Genomic DNA, 16,687 nt, shown 5'->3' on the forward strand with positions numbered 1-16,687 from the left:
GACTGCTGTGGAGTGTGAGCAGGCAAACCCGGCTCACACGTTGGCAGAAGAAGATTGCTTTTTGCAGATTGGGCGCACGCGGCCGATACGACAGGCAATCGCATTGCGCACCAGTGCGGCGCTCATCAGTCCGCGTCGCCGGACTTGCCCGCGGCGGACGGAATCAGCAGCACGGGCAAGCTCGCCTGCCGCACGCAGCGCTCGGCGACGCTGCCGAGAATCAGGCGCTGAAAACCGCGTCGCCCGTGCGTGCCCATGATCAGCAGGTCGGCGTTGAAGTCGGCCGCGGCCTTGAGCACGACGACCGAAACATCGTCGAGCGTCGAAGCGTCGCCCACCACGAGTTCGCCCTTCACGCCTTGCTCGGTCATGGCTTTGGCGAATTCGGCGCCGAGTTCCTTGCCCTCTTCGACGAGACGATTGCGCAAGACGGACGGGTCGTAGCCGGGCGCTTCGAAATACATTGGCGTGTTCTCGACGACATAGAACGGCTGCAAGACCGCGCCGCTGGATTTGGCGAGCGCGAGCGCTGCTTCGAATGCACGGCGGGAGGTGTTGCTGCCGTCTACCGCGACAAGAATGCGTGTGTACATATCGACTCCGCGTCTGAAGGATCCGGATGCCGCAGCTGTTTCCAACCGGCTGGGCGCAATGACGATGATTGCTGATGCGAGCCTAAATGATCGCTGAAAAACATGCGTTCGACCTGGATGTAAATCAAACTCTTGTCAAATTTTGCGATCGCGCCGTCTGGTTCGGCAAGCGCCGGTGGGCAAGCGTCGACGGGCCTTCTCTCCTATTCGCAATGCATATCCGCGACCAGGATGGGGTCAAGTTTGCCTTACAATTACAACCTACTCAGACAAGCTGCTTCAGCCCGCTGATGAACGAGCGCAAAACGACGGGCTTGCCCGACAAGATCTACGGCGACATTCTCAACCGCATTGTCGAAGGCGAGTACAAGGAGGGTGAGCGTTTGCCGACCGAGCATGCGCTGGCCGAGCGTTTCGCGACGTCCAGGCCGACGGTCCGGGAAGCTTTGGCGCGCTTGCGGGCGGACGGCATCATCATGACCCGGCACGGATCGGGCACGACGGTCGCGCGCCGGCCGGACCCGGACGTGCGCCGCTTCGCGCCGCTCGAAACGCTGTCCGACATCCGTCGCTGCTATGAATTTCGCATCGTGACAGAAGCGGGCGCCGCAGAGCAGGCGGCGCTCAAAGCCGACGCCGACGACATCGCCGCCATCCAGCAAGCATGGGACCAGTTGGAACGGATCATCGAGACGCAGGGCATCGGCGCGAAAGACGACTTTATGTTTCACCTGGCGGTGGCGCGTGCGTCGAAGAACCCGTTTTTCATCACGGTCATGTCGTTCATCGAGGAGCAGATCCTGTTTAGCATGAACCTGTCGCGCAATCTTTCGCTGGTGAAGACGGTGGCGCGACAGCGGCTCGTGCAGGCCGAGCATAGGGCTGTGCTCGACGCGATCCGCCGCAAGGATGCGCCGGGCGCTGCGAGCGCCATGCGAGCGCATCTCGAGAACGCGCTCGAGCGAATGTTCGGCTCCTGATCTGCCGCCAGTTGTCGCCGCGCGCCAAGGCTGCGGCGCGCCGCCGAGCCACTGAGCCACTGAGCCACTGAGCCACTGGGCCAAGGCAATCCCAGGGCGGCATGGCGCGGCGTCGAACCGCCGCTCTCGCGACAGCGAACCGGCCGCGAAGTAACAGCCAGGCAGCAACCAGGCAGCAACTAACGGGCAGCCAGGCGACAGCTAGGCCGCGGCGGCCATCGGTCCGAACAGCGCAGTACGAGTCTTCGGACTCACCGCGATATCCAGCGCCACCGCCCGCTCCACGCCGATCTGCAATGGCGACCCGAGCCGGCTGATGTCGATGCCGGTCTTGCGCAGCAGCCGCTCGATCGGCGTGGTAGTCACCGTGACATACCGCGTGATGCCCATCTGATCGGCAAACGTCACGAGTTCGTGAATGGCCTGCATGGTCAGGTCAGCAAAGCCGAACGACTGCTCCTCGCCGCCGGTTTCGATTGCGAACCGGCTCAATTCCCAGATGTGCCGCCCAACCGGCGCCGCCGCGCCATGCAGCAACTGCGGGAAGGTGTCCTTCAGCATGTTGGGGCCTTCGGTCGGCATCAGGCGCCAACAGCCGCGCACTTGCCCGTCGTCGGCCTGGATCAGCATGTAGTGCGGCCCGAGCGCGTCGTAGCCGTCGATCTCCATGCCCGCGATGGTCGGGATATCCCACCCGAGCCGCCCATGAAATACCCGCGCCCGCAGGCGGTACATCTCGTTAATGTCTGCGTTGTCGAATTCCTGACGCATTCCAATCCGGATTGCTGTTTGCATGACGTTCTCCTGAACGTGTTGGGGTACCCAATACGCAAGAAAACTTATGCATTTTGAATGTTTCTGCCACCTACCTACCTGGATAGGTGTGCATGCTTATCGGGTAACGCAAAATTCGAGACAAGAACCGCACTCAACCGACAGGACCGAAAAATGGAACTCCTCGAAAATCATTGGCAACCGCAAACCGGCCTTCAAACCCGCCCGGCGGAGTCTTCCACGGCGGTGGACCGCGTTCTGATCATTGCGTACCGCAAGAAGAAAAAAGAAAGCCAACGCCGTTTCTGGGCCCGCTTCGGTGTGACGCAGTCGCGCGGCAGCCGGTTCGAATCGGGTGCTGAAATCCCGGCGCCGGTCTCGATCCTGCTGGGTCTGTACTTCACCAAAACCGTGTCCGACGCCGATCTGGGCCGCGCCGAGCGCGTGCTCTACAGCCGCGACGCCGCCGCCTTGCTCAACCCGGGTCAATAAGCCCGAGCTGGGCTGCGATCACGGCCGCCGCACGCCGCGAATTCACGCCGAATTTCGTCCTGATGTTCTTCATGTGGAAGTTCACCACGGCTTCCGAACAGTTCAGGATGTGGGAGATTTCCCAAGTGGATTTGCCGCGTGCGGTCCATTTCAGGCATTCGCGTTCACGCGGCGTCAGTTTGGGCATTAAGGTCTGAGCGTGTGTATTCAAATGCCGTTGGCTGGTATCGATTACGAGGTCGCGCAATAACACCAGGTTCGGCAATGCCACGTTGATATGGCGCCAGAATTCGTCGTTGGGGTTGTTGTCATTGACGAAGCACATCATGCCGGCTTCCTGGTTCGGTCCATGAATCGGCAATGTCACGCCGGCGCGCAAGCCGTGCGCGCGGGCTTCCTCGTACATGGAGAGCTGCGGCGCGGTCGTGAAGATGTCCGGCGACCAGATCAGCGGCGTGGCGCGCGTCGCGCAATGCGCGACGGTCGGATCGATGTGAACCAGTCCCTGCTCGTCATAAGTACGGCGCCAGGTGGGCGCGTACGTGCTGCGCACATAGGCGTCTTCGAGGCGAATGGTCGGGCGCGGCAGCATGGCGATCAAAAGCCTGTCGAAGCCCCACGTCTCGGCGAGGCCCGCGATTGCACCGAACCATTCCGCTTCGTCGGCGGCGTTCAGTAGCGGTGCCATCTGCTCGATAAAATGTAGCGACAATTTTTACTCTCTCAGGCTCGCAAACATCCCGTTGCGGTAAATTGCGGTACGGCATTCCGTCCGGTGGTTTTTGTCTTCACAATCTATCACCAAAATTTATTTCGCAAAGCGAGAATTGATTTTCTAACAAAATGCTCGCGGCGGCGGTTTTGTGAGAATGCGAATGAATCGCTTTTTTGTAGCTGATTTTCTGACCGAATTAACATTCACCGATCGTAAGTGTGGGTAATTTTCTCGTAGTAGCCGTTTTGATGCCATTCATTGGCAACATTATTGTGAAAGCATTCTAATTAGCGACCGCTGCCAAAATTTCAGTCAAAATCGCACTGATTGCCGATATTGCCTGTTCGCAGACGGCACGGCTGCCGCGAGATAAACGTCATGCCAAAGCTCTATTGTCATATAAAAGCAACGCCGCGTAGTTTGTGACGTTCGCGATCCACGCGAAGAATTCGCGACGCCGAGTTCGTCACCAAGTTGTTTGACAACATTCCGAGCCCAGTGCTACCGTGAACGCTCCGCTCTGTCCCGCTCACGGTGTGAGACATCATGAACGAATCCCCGGTCCGCGACGGCGAGTTGGCCGCTTCGGTCATGGCGGTGCCGCCGCTCGCCCGCCGCGCCGACTATACGCTCGACGCCGCGCAAAATCGCGCGCTGATCCGCCATATCGAGGCCGGCGGCGTGCGCACGGTGCTGTATGGCGGCAACGCGAACCTGTATCACATTGCCGTCAGCGAATATCGGGAGTTGCTCGACCTGCTGGCCGACGCTGCGGGTGAGGGCACGCGCGTGATTCCGGCAATCGGCCCGGACTACGGAAAAATGGTGGATCAGGCGCGCATCCTCGCGCAAACCCGCTACCGGACGGCCATGGTGTTGCCGCTCGGCGGCTTCACGACGTCCGAAGGCGTCGAGGCGGGCCTCACGCGCATCGCCGATACGGCGGGCATGCCTCTCACGCTGTACGTCAAAAGCGAGAATTACGTCGACGTCGACGCACTGGCACGCCTGATCGATCGCGGCGCGCTGATCGCCGTGAAATACGCGATCGTGCGCGCGAATCCGGCGGACGACCCTTACCTGCGCCGCCTACTGCAACACGTACCGGCGGCCAAGGTGGTGTCGGGCATGGGCGAGCGGCCGGCGCTCGTGCATCTGCGCGAATTCGGTCTCGCCGCATGGACTACCGGCTCAGGATGTATCGCGCCGCGCATGGTCGCCGCCCTGCTGCAAGCAGTCAAAACCGGCGATCGCGAGACGGCGCAACGTCTTTACGACGCCTTCCTGCCGCTCGAAACCCTGCGCGACGACATCTCGTTGATCCGCGTGCTCCACGACGCCGTGACGTTGTCGAAGATCGCCGACATGGGGCCGATTTTGCCGTTGCTCAGTTCGACGCCGCCCGAGCATCATGCGAAGATCGAGCACGCCGCGCGGGCGCTGCTCGCGTTGGAGCATGAATTCGCGCAAGCCAACCCCTACCTCGAGCCTTGAACCGCCAGCATGACCGACAACAGCCGACGCTATCCCGATCCCTCCATCCGCGTGCTCGATCCGCGCTTCAAACCGTTGATCCTGGCTTCCGCGTCCGTCGAGTGCCTGTATCAGGGCGCGCGCTGGTCCGAGGGCCCGGTCTGGTTCGGCGACGGCCGCTATCTGCTATGGAGCGACATTCCGAACGACCGCATCCTGCGTTGGGATGAACCGAGCGGCACGGTGTCGACGTTTCGCCAGTCGTCGAACAATGCCAACGGCCATACGCGCGACCGTCAGGGCCGCCTCGTCAGTTGCGAGCATCTGACGCGCCGCGTCACGCGCACCGAATACGACGGCTCGATCACGGTGCTCGCCGACCGCTATCGCGGCAAGCGCTTCAATTCGCCGAACGACGTGGTCGTGAAATCGGACGGCTCGATCTGGTTCAGCGATCCGACCTTCGGCATCGACAGCTTCTATGAGGGCGAGCGCCAGGAGTCGGAATTGCCGGCGTGCGTGTACCGCATCGACGGCCAATCCGGCGAAGTCACCGTCGTCGCCGACGACGTGCTCGGACCGAACGGTCTGGCGTTCTCGCCGGACGAGTCGGTGCTGTATATCGTCGAATCGCGCGGCGAGCCGCGCCGCAAGATCCGTGCATTCGACGTCGGCGGCAACGGCGGCGCGCTGTCGAACAACCGCGTGCTGATCGACGCCGGCCCGGGCACGCCGGACGGCTTTCGCGTCGACGTCCACGGCAATCTGTGGTGCGGCTGGGGCATGGGCACCGACGAACTCGACGGTGTGCGCGTCTTCACGTCGCAAGGCGAGCCGCTCGGCCACATTGCGTTGCCGGAGCGCTGCGCGAACGTATGCTTCGGCGGGCGGCATCGCAACCGGCTGTTCATGGCGGCAAGCCACGGGCTCTATTCGCTCTATGTGAATACGCAAGGCGTGCAAGGCGGCTAGTTGCCTGACAAGTCGTCATCAGAGTTCATGCGTGGCTTCGGGTTTGCCCTCGGATGCAGCGGGCAAGCCGTTGAACGGCAAGGATTCATCACGAAAACTGTGGTTTTTGCGGGCCCGTTGCCGCCACGAGTATTTGCTTGACATCAGCTGTTCCGCTTCGCTATGTTCCATTGGTAGAAAGACACCGCCCGCAGCGCATCCGACCGGCGGATTCCCATACCAAGAAGCGAGGAGACGCAATGACTGTTTCAGACAGGTTGGCGCTCAGGCTGGTGTCCGTATGTCTCGCGGCGAGCGCCGCTTTCGCATCCGCCGCGCACGCGGCCGATCCGGTCACACTCAATATCGTCGACGTGGCCGGCGACCTTCAACTCACGCAAAAGGGCTTCGAGGCTTTCAAGGCGAAGTACCCGAATCTCGTCGCCAATCTCACCTTCACGAATGCGCCCGCGCCGCAGTTGCCCGGCAAAATCAAGGCGATGCAGGCTGCGGGCCGCTCCGATATCGATCTCGTGCTGACCGGCACCGACGCGCTCGCCGCGGGCATTGAACAGGGTCTATGGATGAAGCTGCTGCCCGAGAACGCGGCGGCGTTCCCCGGCGTGCTCGACAAATACGCGCCGGGTCCGCGCAAGATGCAGGATCTCGCGCAGGGCTACGGGCTCGAAGTGGCGTATATGCCGGCCGGTCCGCTGCTCGAATACAACCCTGCCAAAGTCAGCGACCCGCCGAAGACGCCCGACCAATTGCTGCAATGGTGCAAGGCGCATCCGGACAAGCTGATCTACGCACGGCCCGCGAATTCCGGTCCGGGCCGCACGTTCCTGATGGGCTTGCCGTACGTGCTCGGCGACAAGGATCCGCAGGATCCGATTCACGGCTGGGACAAGACGTGGGCCTTTCTCAAGCAACTGAACGATTGCATTCCTTACTATCCGGGCGGCACGTCCGCGGTGATGAAGGAGCTCGGCGAGGGCACGCGCGACATGACGGTGACCGTCACGGGCTGGGACATCAATCCGCGCGCGCTCGGCATCGTGCCGGCGGAATTCCGCGTGCAGGCGTTCGACAACATGACGTGGGTGAACGACGCGCACTACATGGTGATTCCAAAAGGCGTGCCGAAGGAAAAGCTCGACGTGCTTTACAAGCTGATGAACTTCATGCTCGAGCCGGCGCAGCAGGCCATGACCTATGACGACGGTTATTTCTATCCCGGTCCGGCGATCAAGGGCGTGAGCGTCGAGCAGGCGCCCGCGCACAGCCAGGACGTGCTGAAGAAATACGGCCGGCCGGAGTACGCGAAGCTGCTCGCCGAGCGTCCGCACGTATTGCCGCTGAATGCCGCGGCGATGGTCGCGGCTTTCAAGAAATGGGACACCGAGGTCGGCGCGCAGAAGACCAAGTAGCCTCTGCACCCGCCGTGCACGCACGCATGCCGTCTCGATCCCCACGTGATCTATGACGGCGCACGCCTCGCGCGTATCAGGAAACCGCCATGAAGCATCACTTTGAGCAGTTGCGGCTCGACTCGGTGAGCCGCAGTTTCACGAATGCTGAAGGCCACGCGATCGCGGCACTGCGGGGACTCGATCTGACCATCCAGCGTGGTGAGTTCATCGCATTGCTGGGGCCGTCCGGTTGCGGCAAATCGACGGCGCTCAATTGCATCGCCGGATTGCAGCCGTTGACGAGCGGCGGCATCTGGCTCGACGACAAACGCATCGACGTGCTGCCGCCAGAGAAGCGTGGCTTCGGCATGGTGTTTCAGAACTACGCGCTGTTTCCGCATATGAGCGTGCTCGACAACGTCGGCTTCGGTTTGAAAATGCGGGGCATCGGTAAGAGCGAAGCCGTGCGCCGGGTGCGCGAAGCGTTGCAGCTCGTGCAACTCGTCGGGCATGAGCGCAAACTGCCCGGACAACTGTCCGGCGGCCAGCAGCAGCGCGTGGCGATTGCGCGCGCGATCGTGATCGAGCCGCCGCTGATTCTGATGGACGAACCGCTGTCGAATCTCGACACCAAGCTGCGGATCGAAATGCGCGCGGAGATTCGCCGCATTCACAGCCAGCTCGAACGCGCGACGCTCTACGTGACGCACGATCAGGACGAAGCGCTTTCCATGGCCGATCGCATCGTCGTGATGAGGGAGGGCGTGGTGCAGCAGGTCGCTACGCCGAAAGAGGTCTATACGCGGCCGCAGAATCTGCATGTCGCGCGCTTCATGGGCTATCGCAACGTGGCCGAGTTCGAACTCGAAGGCACGCAAGGCGAAGGCGTGATGGTGAGCGCAAACGGTGTGCGTCTGCTCGGCACGCCGATGGCCGGCTTCAACAGCAAACGCGTGAGCGTCGCGCTGCGTCCCGAGGATATGGAGCGCGCCGTGCCCGGTGCCGAGAATGCCTTCGATGCGTTGGTGACGACCGTCGAATACGGTGGCCGCGATTCGCTGCTGCGCGTGAAGACAGCGTTCGGCGATATCTGGGCGCGCGTCGGCGGAGAATTCGAAGAAGGTGAGCGCGTCAGCCTGCGCGTGCCGCCGTCGCGCACGCTCGTCTACGACGCAGAGGCGGCATGAATACGCCCACGCTGTCGCCGCCGCTCGTGCCGCGCGACGCCAAGGCGTGGCTCGTCGCGCCGGCGTTGATTTTCATCGTCGCGTTGTTCATCTATCCGTTCGCGTACGGTCTGGTGCTGTCGTTCCGGCCGATGAACGGCGGCGGCCTCTGGGCCAACTATCTGGCGTTCTTCACCGACACGTCGATGTGGCCGACGATTTTCGTCACGCTCAAGCTCGCTGTGCCCGCCACGTTGATCAACGTGGGCGTCTCGGTGCCGGTGGCATTTGCGTTGCGCCGCTACTCGCGCTATCAGAAGCTCGTCACGACGCTGCTAGTGATTCCCGTGACCCTCGGCACCGTGTTGATCGCCGACGGCATGCTCACTTACTTCGGGCCGAACGGCTGGTTTCCGCAAGCGCTGCAGGGCCTGCATCTCTATACGCGCGAAGTGCGCCTCACGCATAACTTCTGGGGCGTGCTGATTTCGCTGATCGTGTCGGGTTTTCCGTTTGCGTTTCTGTTGACGCTGTCGTATGTGACGGGCATTGATCCGACGCTCGCGGCCGCGGCGGCGACGCTCGGCGCGAGTCCGTGGCAGCAGTTTCGCCGCATCTATCTGCCGCTGCTGGTGCCGGGGCTGACGATGGCAGCGTGTCTGTCGTTCGTGCAGGCGTTTTCGGTGTTTCCGTCGGCGGTGCTGCTCGGCGCGCCTGCCGGCCCGACGCGCGTGATGTCGATTGCCGCGGCCGAAGCAGCATTCGAAAGCTACGACTATTCGCTGGCGTCCGCGATCGCGATGGTGATGGGCTTCGTGCAGTTGCTGGTGGTCGCCGCGCTGCTCGGCGCGCGCCGCTTCTTCTACAGCGGTCCGGCAACCGGAGGCAAAGGCTGATGACGACCGATCCTCGCGCGGCGCAGCCTTCATGGTCCGCGTCCACATCGAACGATCACGACGACGGCGCGCGCGAGCCGGACAAGCGCGTGAGACAACGTGCCGGCTTGCCAGGCAGAATCTGGCGCGTGCTGGTGTGGGGCGCGATGGTGTTCTTCCTCGTCAACGTGGTGCTGCTGATCGCGACCGTCGCGGTCAATTCGATAGCGACGCGCTGGTTCGGCACCTTGTTGCCGCAAGGCTTCACGCTGCATTGGTATGCACAGGCGTGGAGCGACTTCCAGTTGGCGAGCGTGTTGTGGGTGACCGTCGAAGTGGTCGGCGCAGTCGTGCTGCTGTCGGTCCTGCTCGGCGTGCCGGCGGCATATGCGCTGGCGCGCGTGCAATTTCCCGGCAAACGCATCGCGATGCTGATCTTCCTGTTGCCGCTGATGGTGCCGCCCGTCACCTACGGCATTCCCATGGCGACGGTCATGTACAAGGTCGGTCTGGCCGGCACGCTGAGCGGCGTGATCCTCGCCAACCTCGTGCCGGCGTTGCCGTTCGTGATTCTCGTGATGACACCGTTCATCGAACAGATCGATCCCAATCTCGAAGCGGCGGCGCGCATTTTCGGCGCCAACACGTTCCGCTATTTCCGCTACGTGCTGCTGCCGCTGCTCGTGCCCGGCATGCTGGCGGCGGGCTTGCTGGTGCTCGTGCGCACCATCGGCATGTTCGAGCTGACTTTTTTCACCGCGGGCCCCGCGACGCAAACGCTCGTGGTCGCCCTGTACTACGCTGTATTTTCGACGGGCGTGCGCGCGCCGCAATCGATCGATGCGATGGCGATGATCTACATGGCGATCACGCTGATCTGGGTGCTGATCGCACTGCAATTCGTGAGCCCGACGCAGATCGTGTCGCGCGTGAAGGAACAGAAGCGCTGAACACGCCCTAAGGAAGTCCCCTTGGACAACGGCGAAAGACATCGTGGAGCAGACGTTGACGAAGAGAAAGAAACCCGAAGAACTGCGCAGCCACCGCTGGTACGGCGTGAACGATCTGCGCTCGTTCGGCCACCGTTCGCGCACCGCGCAAATGGGCTACGACCGCGAGGAATACGCCGGCAAACCGGTCATCGCGATTCTCAACACGTGGAGCGAGATCAACGCTTGCCACACGCACTTCAAGCAGCGTGTCGAGGAAGTAAAGCGCGGCATCTGGCAGGCCGGCGGCTTTCCGGTCGAACTGCCGGTGCAGACGCTCTCCGAGCCGTTCCAGAAGCCCACCACGATGCTGTATCGCAACTTCCTCGCCATGGAAGCCGAAGAAACGCTGCGCTCCTATCCCGCCGACGGCGTCGTGCTGATGGGCGGTTGCGACAAGACCACGCCCGCGTTGCTGATGGGCGCGATCTCGATGGACTTGCCGGCGATCTTTCTGCCCGCCGGCCCGATGCTGCGCGGAAACTGGAACGGCGTGACGCTCGGCTCCGGTTCCGACGTCTGGAAGTACTGGGCCGAATTGCGCGCGGGCACGATCACGCAAGACGACTGGCAAGGCATCGAAGGCGGCATTGCGCGCTCGCCGGGGCACTGCATGACCATGGGCACCGCGTCGACCATGACGAGTGCGGCCGAAGCGCTCGGCTTCACGCTGCCCGGTTTCGCGTCGATTCCCGCAGCGGATTCCCGTCATGCGCAGATGGCGGCGAAAACCGGCATGCGCATCGTCGAGATGGTGTGGGAGGACCTCAAGCCCTCGGACCTGCTCACTGCCGGTTCCGTCGACAACGCCGTGACCACCTGCCTCGCGCTGTCCGGTTCGACCAACGCGATCGTGCACATGATCGCGCTTGCGCGCCGCGCCGGCATCGAGCTAACGCTCGATCGCTACGACGACATCTCGCGCCACACGCCGGTGCTGGCGAACGTTCGTCCGACCGGCGCGTATCTGATGGAGGACTTTTTCTATGCGGGTGGTTTGCGGGCCTTGCTCGCCGAACTGGGCGAGCTGATCGACCGTTCGCAGAAAACCGTCAACGGCCGCACGCTCGGTGAGAATCTCGAAGGCGCGGAGATTTTCAACGACGACGTGATCCGCCGGCGTGACAAGCCGCTGCTGCCCAATAGCGGGCTCGCAGTGCTACGCGGCAATATCGCGCCCGATGGTGCCGTGATCAAACCCGGCGCCGCCGAGCCGCATCTGCTCGTGCATACCGGTCGCGCCGTCGTGTTCAAGGACTACAACGAGATGGCCGCGCGCATCGACGACGAGGCGCTCGACATCGACGAGAACAGTGTGATCGTGCTTCAGCATGCCGGGCCGGTCGGTGCTCCAGGGATGCCTGAATGGGGGCAATTGCCCATCCCGCGGAAATTGCTGCAGAAAGGCGTGCGCGATATGGTGCGCATATCGGATGCGCGGATGAGCGGGACGAGTTACGGCGCGTGCGTGCTGCATGTCGCGCCGGAGTCGTTCATCGGCGGGCCGTTTGCGCTGGTCGAGAGTGGCGACATGATTGAGCTCGACGTGCCGCGACGCATACTCAACCTGCTGGTGACGGATGATGAACTCGCGCGCCGCAAGGCTGCGTGGGTCAAGCCGGCGCCGCGTTTCACGCGCGGTTACGGCGCGATGCATCAGGTACACGTGATGCAGGCGAATCAAGGCTGCGACTTCGACTTTCTGCAACGCGGCGGCGCGCATGCGGCCCCGGATGCGGACGCCACGGGCGAGCCGGAGATTCACTGAGTCAATGAGGGCCGTCGAGAGCGTGACGCGGCCGCCGGAGAGCGGCGACAACACGGGGAGAGGACGCGATGCGGCTCAACCGCATCGCGTGAATCCTTCACTTCAATAGCCGACGCGATACACGCGGCCAGTCTGCGCGCCTTCCACGCTGCGCAGATAAGCCATAGCCGCGCGCTGCGCCGTCACCGGCTCGAAGCCGCGGAAGTAGGGCGCATAAGCGTCCATCGCTTCAGTGAGCACGGTCGGGCTCACCACGTTGATGCGAATGCCGCGCGGCAATTCGATCGCCGCGCCGCGCACAAAACCTTCGAGTGCCAGATTGACGGTGGTCGCACTCGCGCCTTGCAGAATCGGTTCCTCAGCGAGGATGCCGCTCGTCAGCGTGAACGAGCCGCCGTCGTTCACGTATTGCTGAGCCGCGAGCACCACGTTGATCTGACCCATCAGTTTGTCGCGCAGGCCGACCCAGAACTGCTCGATGCTCATGTCGGGCAGCGGACCGAAATGCACCTTGCCGGTCGCAGTGACGACGCCGTCCACTCTGCCGATCTCGCGAAAGAGCCGCTCGACACTCGCCGGGTCGGTGCTGTCGACGTGATATTGCCCGCGCGTCGCGCCCACTTCGATCACTTCATGGCGCGCCTTCAGTTCTGCGCTCACCGCCTGGCCCAGCGTGCCGGTGGCGCCGATCACGACGATCTTTTTCATCTACTGCTCCGTTGAGGGTTGACGTGCAGTCGATTCTGCCGATGTTTGTCAGAGGGAAATAGCCTTTTCGACGTGCAGGTCCTGCAACCCTGAGTTTCTAATCGAAGTAAAAGCGCGCACCGCGAATCAAACGGTGCGCGCTTCGCAATACACGGATTAATTAGGGCCCGCGCCTGAATTCAAACGCGGACGAAAATGCGAACACAGCGCAAATGTTTATTTCACCCGATGTAATTCGATCAGCCTGGTAGGGCGCAGATGATTAAGGGCGTAATGAATGCGGCCGCGGTCCTGACGGCTGCCGACCGGACGCGGATCGTCGTACAGATGATCCGCCGAATACGCGCCCTGCGGCGCGATCATGCCTTTGTCGATCACCGTATAGCCCGGCTCGAGCGCCAGCAGCAGATGATTGCCGCCAACCCGGCTGTCGAAGCCGGCCATGCCGTCGTGCGCCTCGGGCACGCTGTTCGTGAGGGTCGCATTGCTGGTGGTGATTTCGTCGGGCGAGATCGGGCTGTAGCCCGCTATGCGCGCGGCTTCGAGATTCTTGCCATCGGTGTCGACGGTACTGTCGTGGGTGCGGTCGTTGTGCAGTTCCGTCGAACTCGGCCCGCTGGTGGCGACCGGTTGGTTCGCGTCTGCTGGCTTGTTGATATCGCTGTTCATCATGCGTTCTCCTTTGAAGAGGACATGGTGTGACGTGCAGCAAAACCCGTTCCGCCTCGCACAAACCCTGATTTACCTGCTTTCACTGCGCTTTGTCCGCCGTTGCATGCGTAGTGGCATGCGCAGTTGCAAGTGAGGTATTCGGCTGGCGATTGCGTCCGCGATTCTTTTCTATTTTTTTAATGGACGCGTATTTTCTACAGAGTATGATCTTACTCCGACGAGCGAAGCGCGGTTAAATTGGAAGACATTCGGTCCGGCTATTTCGTGATGGCCGGTAGCACCGTCTGCGCGCCACTCAAAACATTTTACGGGGCCGTCAGGGCGGGTGACACATGCACTTCGATGCTGCATTCACACATCGCGGCTATTTGTTAAATTGCGCGCCCGCGCGCGCGGTCGATGGCACTTGGCAACCTTACGTAGTCATCTCCCGCTCGAGCGACGGCGAACTGGTCGCCAACCGTTTTTTCCCCACCGACTTGCGCTTTCGTGACGAAGCGGCCGCCATTGCCCATGCGCGTGATTGGGCGGTGCGCTGGATCGACGCGAGCAGCGTGACCATCTGAGCGCCTCCGGCGTGTCATGCCGCGTAGGCTCCGCCGTCGAGCGGTGCTGCGCGAGCCGCGGCAAAACGCGGTAATCTCTCGGCATAATCACTTCGAACTGTGCTCCCGCATGGCGCTGTCCTTTTATGCCTAACGTGCCTACCCAGAACTGGGGCCTCGAACAGATCGTCGCCGACTTGCGCGCGTCACGTGAACAATTGCATCGCACGCGGCATCCGCTCGGCATTCGCGAGTTGCCGTCGCGTGATGCGGTGATCAACATCGTCGCCGGCCTGCGCGCGGCGCTGTTTCCCACGCACTACGGCGCGCCCGATCTGACTGACGAAACCGTCGACTACTACGTTGGTCATACGCTTGAAAGCACGCTACGGCTGCTCGCGGAACAGATTCGCCGTGCCCTGCGCTTTTTGCCCGAATTCGGCGAAACACCGGATGTCGATTTGCAGGCGCGCGCATTCGGCGTCGCGCGTGAATTCGGCACGCAATTGCCGGGCATCCGCGCGTTGCTGGTCAGCGACATTCAGGCGGCTTTCACCGGCGATCCGGCTGCGCAGCACATCACCGAAATTCTGCTTTGCTATCCAGGCGTGTGGGCGATGACGCATCATCGGCTCGCGCATGCGCTGCATCTGCTGGGTGTGCCGTTGCTGGCGCGTTTCATCAACGAGATCGCGCATTCGGCAACCGGCATCGACATTCACCCGGGCGCGACGATCGGGCCGAGCTTCTTTATCGACCACGGCACGGGTGTCGTGATCGGAGAGACGGCGATCATCGGCGAACGCGTGCGCGTGTATCAGGCCGTGACGCTCGGTGCGAAGAGTTTCGCCGCGGATCTCGACGGCACGCTGGTCAAAGGCAACGCGCGTCATCCGATCGTCGAGGACGATGTCGTGATCTATGCCGGCGCGACAATTCTCGGGCGCGTGACGATCGGGCGCGGCTCGGTGATCGGCGGCAATGTATGGCTCACGCACAGCGTGCCGCCGGGCAGCAGCGTGTCGCAAGGCAAGATCCGCGAAGGCGAGCGTACCGATGAGGGGCAGCAGTGAGACGCGGCCTGGCTTGCCGATCGTCGCGCGTGGGGATGCCAAGCCGAGCGTGCCGACGAGGGGCGGCAGTGATGCGCACTCTGGCTCGTGCGGGGTCGCGCGTCCCGATGCGCGAAACGCTCTCTTACCACTGAGCGATGACCGTGCCGCGCGGCCGCGTCCACATGCCTCGCTGCGCGATTGGCGGCGTCGAAGCGACGGTGGCTGAAACGGCGCATACGTTTCCGCGTCATTCGCACGATCGCTTCGGCGTCGGCGTGATCGTCAGCGGCGGGCATCGGTCGGCGAGCGGACGCGGGCTCGTCGAAGCGCGGGCCAACGACGCGATCATGGTCAATCCCGGCGAAGTCCACGACGGCAGTCCGCTCGACGAGCGCGGACGCGCGTGGCGCATGTTGTATTTCGAACCGTCGATGCTCGTCACCGCCGCCACTGAACTGACCGGCGCGGCGGCGCGCGAGATCGAACTCACGCAGCCGGTGGCGCACGATCCTTTGCTGAAGCGTTTGTTCGAACGGCTGTTCGCCGTCGCGGTGGAGGCGCCATCAGTAGCGGACAATCTGGCGCGCGAGGAGGCGTTGCTCGAACTGCTCGGGCACGTCGTCCGCGTTCATGCGACGCGGCCAACCCACTCATGGTCGACTGATGCGTTGGGGCCGATTGCGCGAGCGAAAGCACGCATCGACGACGACCCTTCTTCTCCACTCACGCTGGCCGATCTCGCCGCCGACGCCGGCATGAGCCGTTTCCAGTTGTTGCGTGGTTTCGCGCATGAGATGGGACTGCCGCCGCATGCGTACAGAATGCAGCGTCGCGTGGTGCTCGCCAGACAGTGGATCGCGCGGGGCGCGACGCTTGCCGATGCGGCTGCCGCAGCAGGCTTTGCCGATCAGAGTCATATGACGCGCGCGTTCGTGCGCCTGCTCGGTGTGACACCCGCGAACTACGCGGCCGCACTGCGGTGATGTTTATCCGATCCGCAAATGCTGGAGCAAAGCCGCGCCATGCACGCCATGCAACCAGACGTGCTGCCCGATAAACCACGCCGCCGCCCACGAAGCCGCCACGACGATCAGGTCGCAGTTCCCGCTATTCCAGAGATTCAACGAGTGCCGGCCGGCAATCCATGGCACGCCTAATGGATTCGGCCAATCGGCGAACAGATGCATCAGGCCGCCGCAGGCAAATCCGAACGCCGGCGCGGCATAGACCGAATGCCCGAGCCAGTGATACGACACCGCGAGCAACGCGAGCCATCCCACGCCCCAATGCGTCAGCGTGCGATGTGTGATCCACAGACGCCGCGCGCGCGACCACCACGCGACTTCGAGCCAGTCCGGCGCCGTGCTGCCAATCACACCGGTGATGAAACTCAACAACACGCCGACATGAAATGAACCGCCGCCTATTCGCGCGACGATCGCCGCCGCGATGACGCCGGCCGCAAAACCGGTAGCGTGATGTGCTTTGCTGGATGCCATCGAAACTCGCGGCAGAGCGC

At 62.7% G+C, this 16,687-nt stretch carries 18 protein-coding genes; 12 read left to right on the top strand and 6 right to left on the bottom strand.

Annotated elements, in window-relative coordinates; genetic code table 11:
• Positions 1-125: 125 nt before the first annotated feature.
• Complete coding sequence (locus HF916_RS14475) at positions 126-593, bottom strand: universal stress protein (protein WP_168789617.1); 468 nt, start codon at positions 591-593, stop codon at positions 126-128.
• Positions 594-883: 290 nt separating this feature from the next.
• Here HF916_RS14475 and HF916_RS14480 point away from each other — a divergent pair, with 290 nt between their 5' ends.
• Positions 884-1,573, top strand: coding sequence for a FadR/GntR family transcriptional regulator (locus tag HF916_RS14480; RefSeq protein ID WP_168792007.1), 690 nt, complete (start codon positions 884-886; stop codon positions 1,571-1,573).
• A gap of 201 nt (positions 1,574-1,774) precedes the next feature.
• Here the strand turns inward: HF916_RS14480 and HF916_RS14485 are convergent, their stop codons facing one another.
• On the bottom strand, positions 1,775-2,368 hold the full coding sequence (locus HF916_RS14485) for an acyl-homoserine-lactone synthase (RefSeq protein WP_168789618.1): 594 nt from the start codon (positions 2,366-2,368) through the stop codon (positions 1,775-1,777).
• Between the two features lie 153 nt (positions 2,369-2,521).
• Here HF916_RS14485 and HF916_RS14490 point away from each other — a divergent pair, with 153 nt between their 5' ends.
• A complete protein-coding gene (locus HF916_RS14490) occupies positions 2,522-2,839 on the top strand; it encodes an XRE family transcriptional regulator (protein ID WP_168789619.1) in 318 nt (105 codons plus the stop codon).
• On the opposite strand, the gene HF916_RS14495 is transcribed toward HF916_RS14490, so the two are convergent.
• A complete protein-coding gene (locus HF916_RS14495) occupies positions 2,823-3,527 on the bottom strand; it encodes a helix-turn-helix transcriptional regulator (RefSeq protein ID WP_168792008.1) in 705 nt (234 codons plus the stop codon). The two genes, HF916_RS14490 and HF916_RS14495, sit on opposite strands and share 17 nt — an antisense overlap.
• Positions 3,528-4,100: 573 nt before the next feature.
• On the opposite strand from HF916_RS14495, the gene HF916_RS14500 reads away from it, so the two are divergent.
• From HF916_RS14500 to araD, 7 genes are all read left to right on the top strand, one after another.
• Entirely contained in the window at positions 4,101-5,048 is a 948-nt protein-coding gene (locus HF916_RS14500; RefSeq protein WP_168789620.1) for a dihydrodipicolinate synthase family protein, read from the top strand.
• A gap of 9 nt (positions 5,049-5,057) precedes the next feature.
• Positions 5,058-5,999, top strand: coding sequence for an SMP-30/gluconolactonase/LRE family protein (locus HF916_RS14505; protein WP_168789621.1), 942 nt, complete (start codon positions 5,058-5,060; stop codon positions 5,997-5,999).
• Between the two features lie 239 nt (positions 6,000-6,238).
• Positions 6,239-7,408 (top strand): ABC transporter substrate-binding protein, encoded by a 1,170-nt coding sequence (locus HF916_RS14510; RefSeq protein WP_168789622.1) that lies wholly within the window; start codon positions 6,239-6,241, stop codon positions 7,406-7,408.
• A gap of 89 nt (positions 7,409-7,497) precedes the next feature.
• Positions 7,498-8,577 (top strand): ABC transporter ATP-binding protein, encoded by a 1,080-nt coding sequence (locus HF916_RS14515; RefSeq protein WP_168789623.1) that lies wholly within the window; start codon positions 7,498-7,500, stop codon positions 8,575-8,577.
• Positions 8,574-9,452: an ABC transporter permease gene (locus tag HF916_RS14520; RefSeq protein WP_168789624.1), complete on the top strand. Its 879-nt coding sequence runs from the start codon at positions 8,574-8,576 to the stop codon at positions 9,450-9,452. Before HF916_RS14515 ends, HF916_RS14520 begins: the two co-directional genes overlap by 4 nt.
• Positions 9,452-10,381 (top strand): ABC transporter permease, encoded by a 930-nt coding sequence (locus tag HF916_RS14525; protein WP_168789625.1) that lies wholly within the window; start codon positions 9,452-9,454, stop codon positions 10,379-10,381. Before HF916_RS14520 ends, HF916_RS14525 begins: the two co-directional genes overlap by 1 nt.
• A gap of 55 nt (positions 10,382-10,436) precedes the next feature.
• Positions 10,437-12,188, top strand: a complete 1,752-nt coding sequence (gene araD, locus HF916_RS14530) for an L-arabinonate dehydratase (protein ID WP_168789626.1) — start codon at positions 10,437-10,439, stop codon at positions 12,186-12,188.
• Positions 12,189-12,290: 102 nt separating this feature from the next.
• Here araD and HF916_RS14535 read toward each other — a convergent pair whose 3' ends face one another.
• Positions 12,291-12,896: a short chain dehydrogenase gene (locus HF916_RS14535; protein WP_168789627.1), complete on the bottom strand. Its 606-nt coding sequence runs from the start codon at positions 12,894-12,896 to the stop codon at positions 12,291-12,293.
• A gap of 216 nt (positions 12,897-13,112) precedes the next feature.
• Positions 13,113-13,565: a DUF3005 domain-containing protein gene (locus HF916_RS14540; RefSeq protein ID WP_168792009.1), complete on the bottom strand. Its 453-nt coding sequence runs from the start codon at positions 13,563-13,565 to the stop codon at positions 13,113-13,115.
• Positions 13,566-13,900: 335 nt separating this feature from the next.
• Here HF916_RS14540 and HF916_RS14545 point away from each other — a divergent pair, with 335 nt between their 5' ends.
• The 3 genes from HF916_RS14545 to HF916_RS14555 all read left to right on the top strand — a co-directional run bounded on the left by HF916_RS14545 (position 13,901) and on the right by HF916_RS14555 (position 16,151).
• The gene (locus tag HF916_RS14545; protein WP_132378249.1) at positions 13,901-14,134 is read left to right on the top strand and encodes a hypothetical protein; all 234 of its coding nucleotides are present in this window, start codon (positions 13,901-13,903) and stop codon (positions 14,132-14,134) included.
• 125 nt (positions 14,135-14,259) lie between these two features.
• Complete coding sequence (gene epsC / locus HF916_RS14550) at positions 14,260-15,186, top strand: serine O-acetyltransferase EpsC (RefSeq protein ID WP_168789628.1); 927 nt, start codon at positions 14,260-14,262, stop codon at positions 15,184-15,186.
• 164 nt (positions 15,187-15,350) lie between these two features.
• Positions 15,351-16,151 (top strand): AraC family transcriptional regulator, encoded by an 801-nt coding sequence (locus tag HF916_RS14555; RefSeq protein ID WP_240975550.1) that lies wholly within the window; start codon positions 15,351-15,353, stop codon positions 16,149-16,151.
• A 3-nt stretch (positions 16,152-16,154) separates the two neighbouring features.
• Here the strand turns inward: HF916_RS14555 and HF916_RS14560 are convergent, their stop codons facing one another.
• Positions 16,155-16,667, bottom strand: coding sequence for a metal-dependent hydrolase (locus tag HF916_RS14560; RefSeq protein ID WP_168789630.1), 513 nt, complete (start codon positions 16,665-16,667; stop codon positions 16,155-16,157).
• Between the last annotated feature and the right edge of the window lie 20 nt (positions 16,668-16,687).

The organism is Paraburkholderia aromaticivorans (assembly GCF_012689525.1).
Lineage (GTDB): Bacteria > Pseudomonadota > Gammaproteobacteria > Burkholderiales > Burkholderiaceae > Paraburkholderia > Paraburkholderia aromaticivorans_A.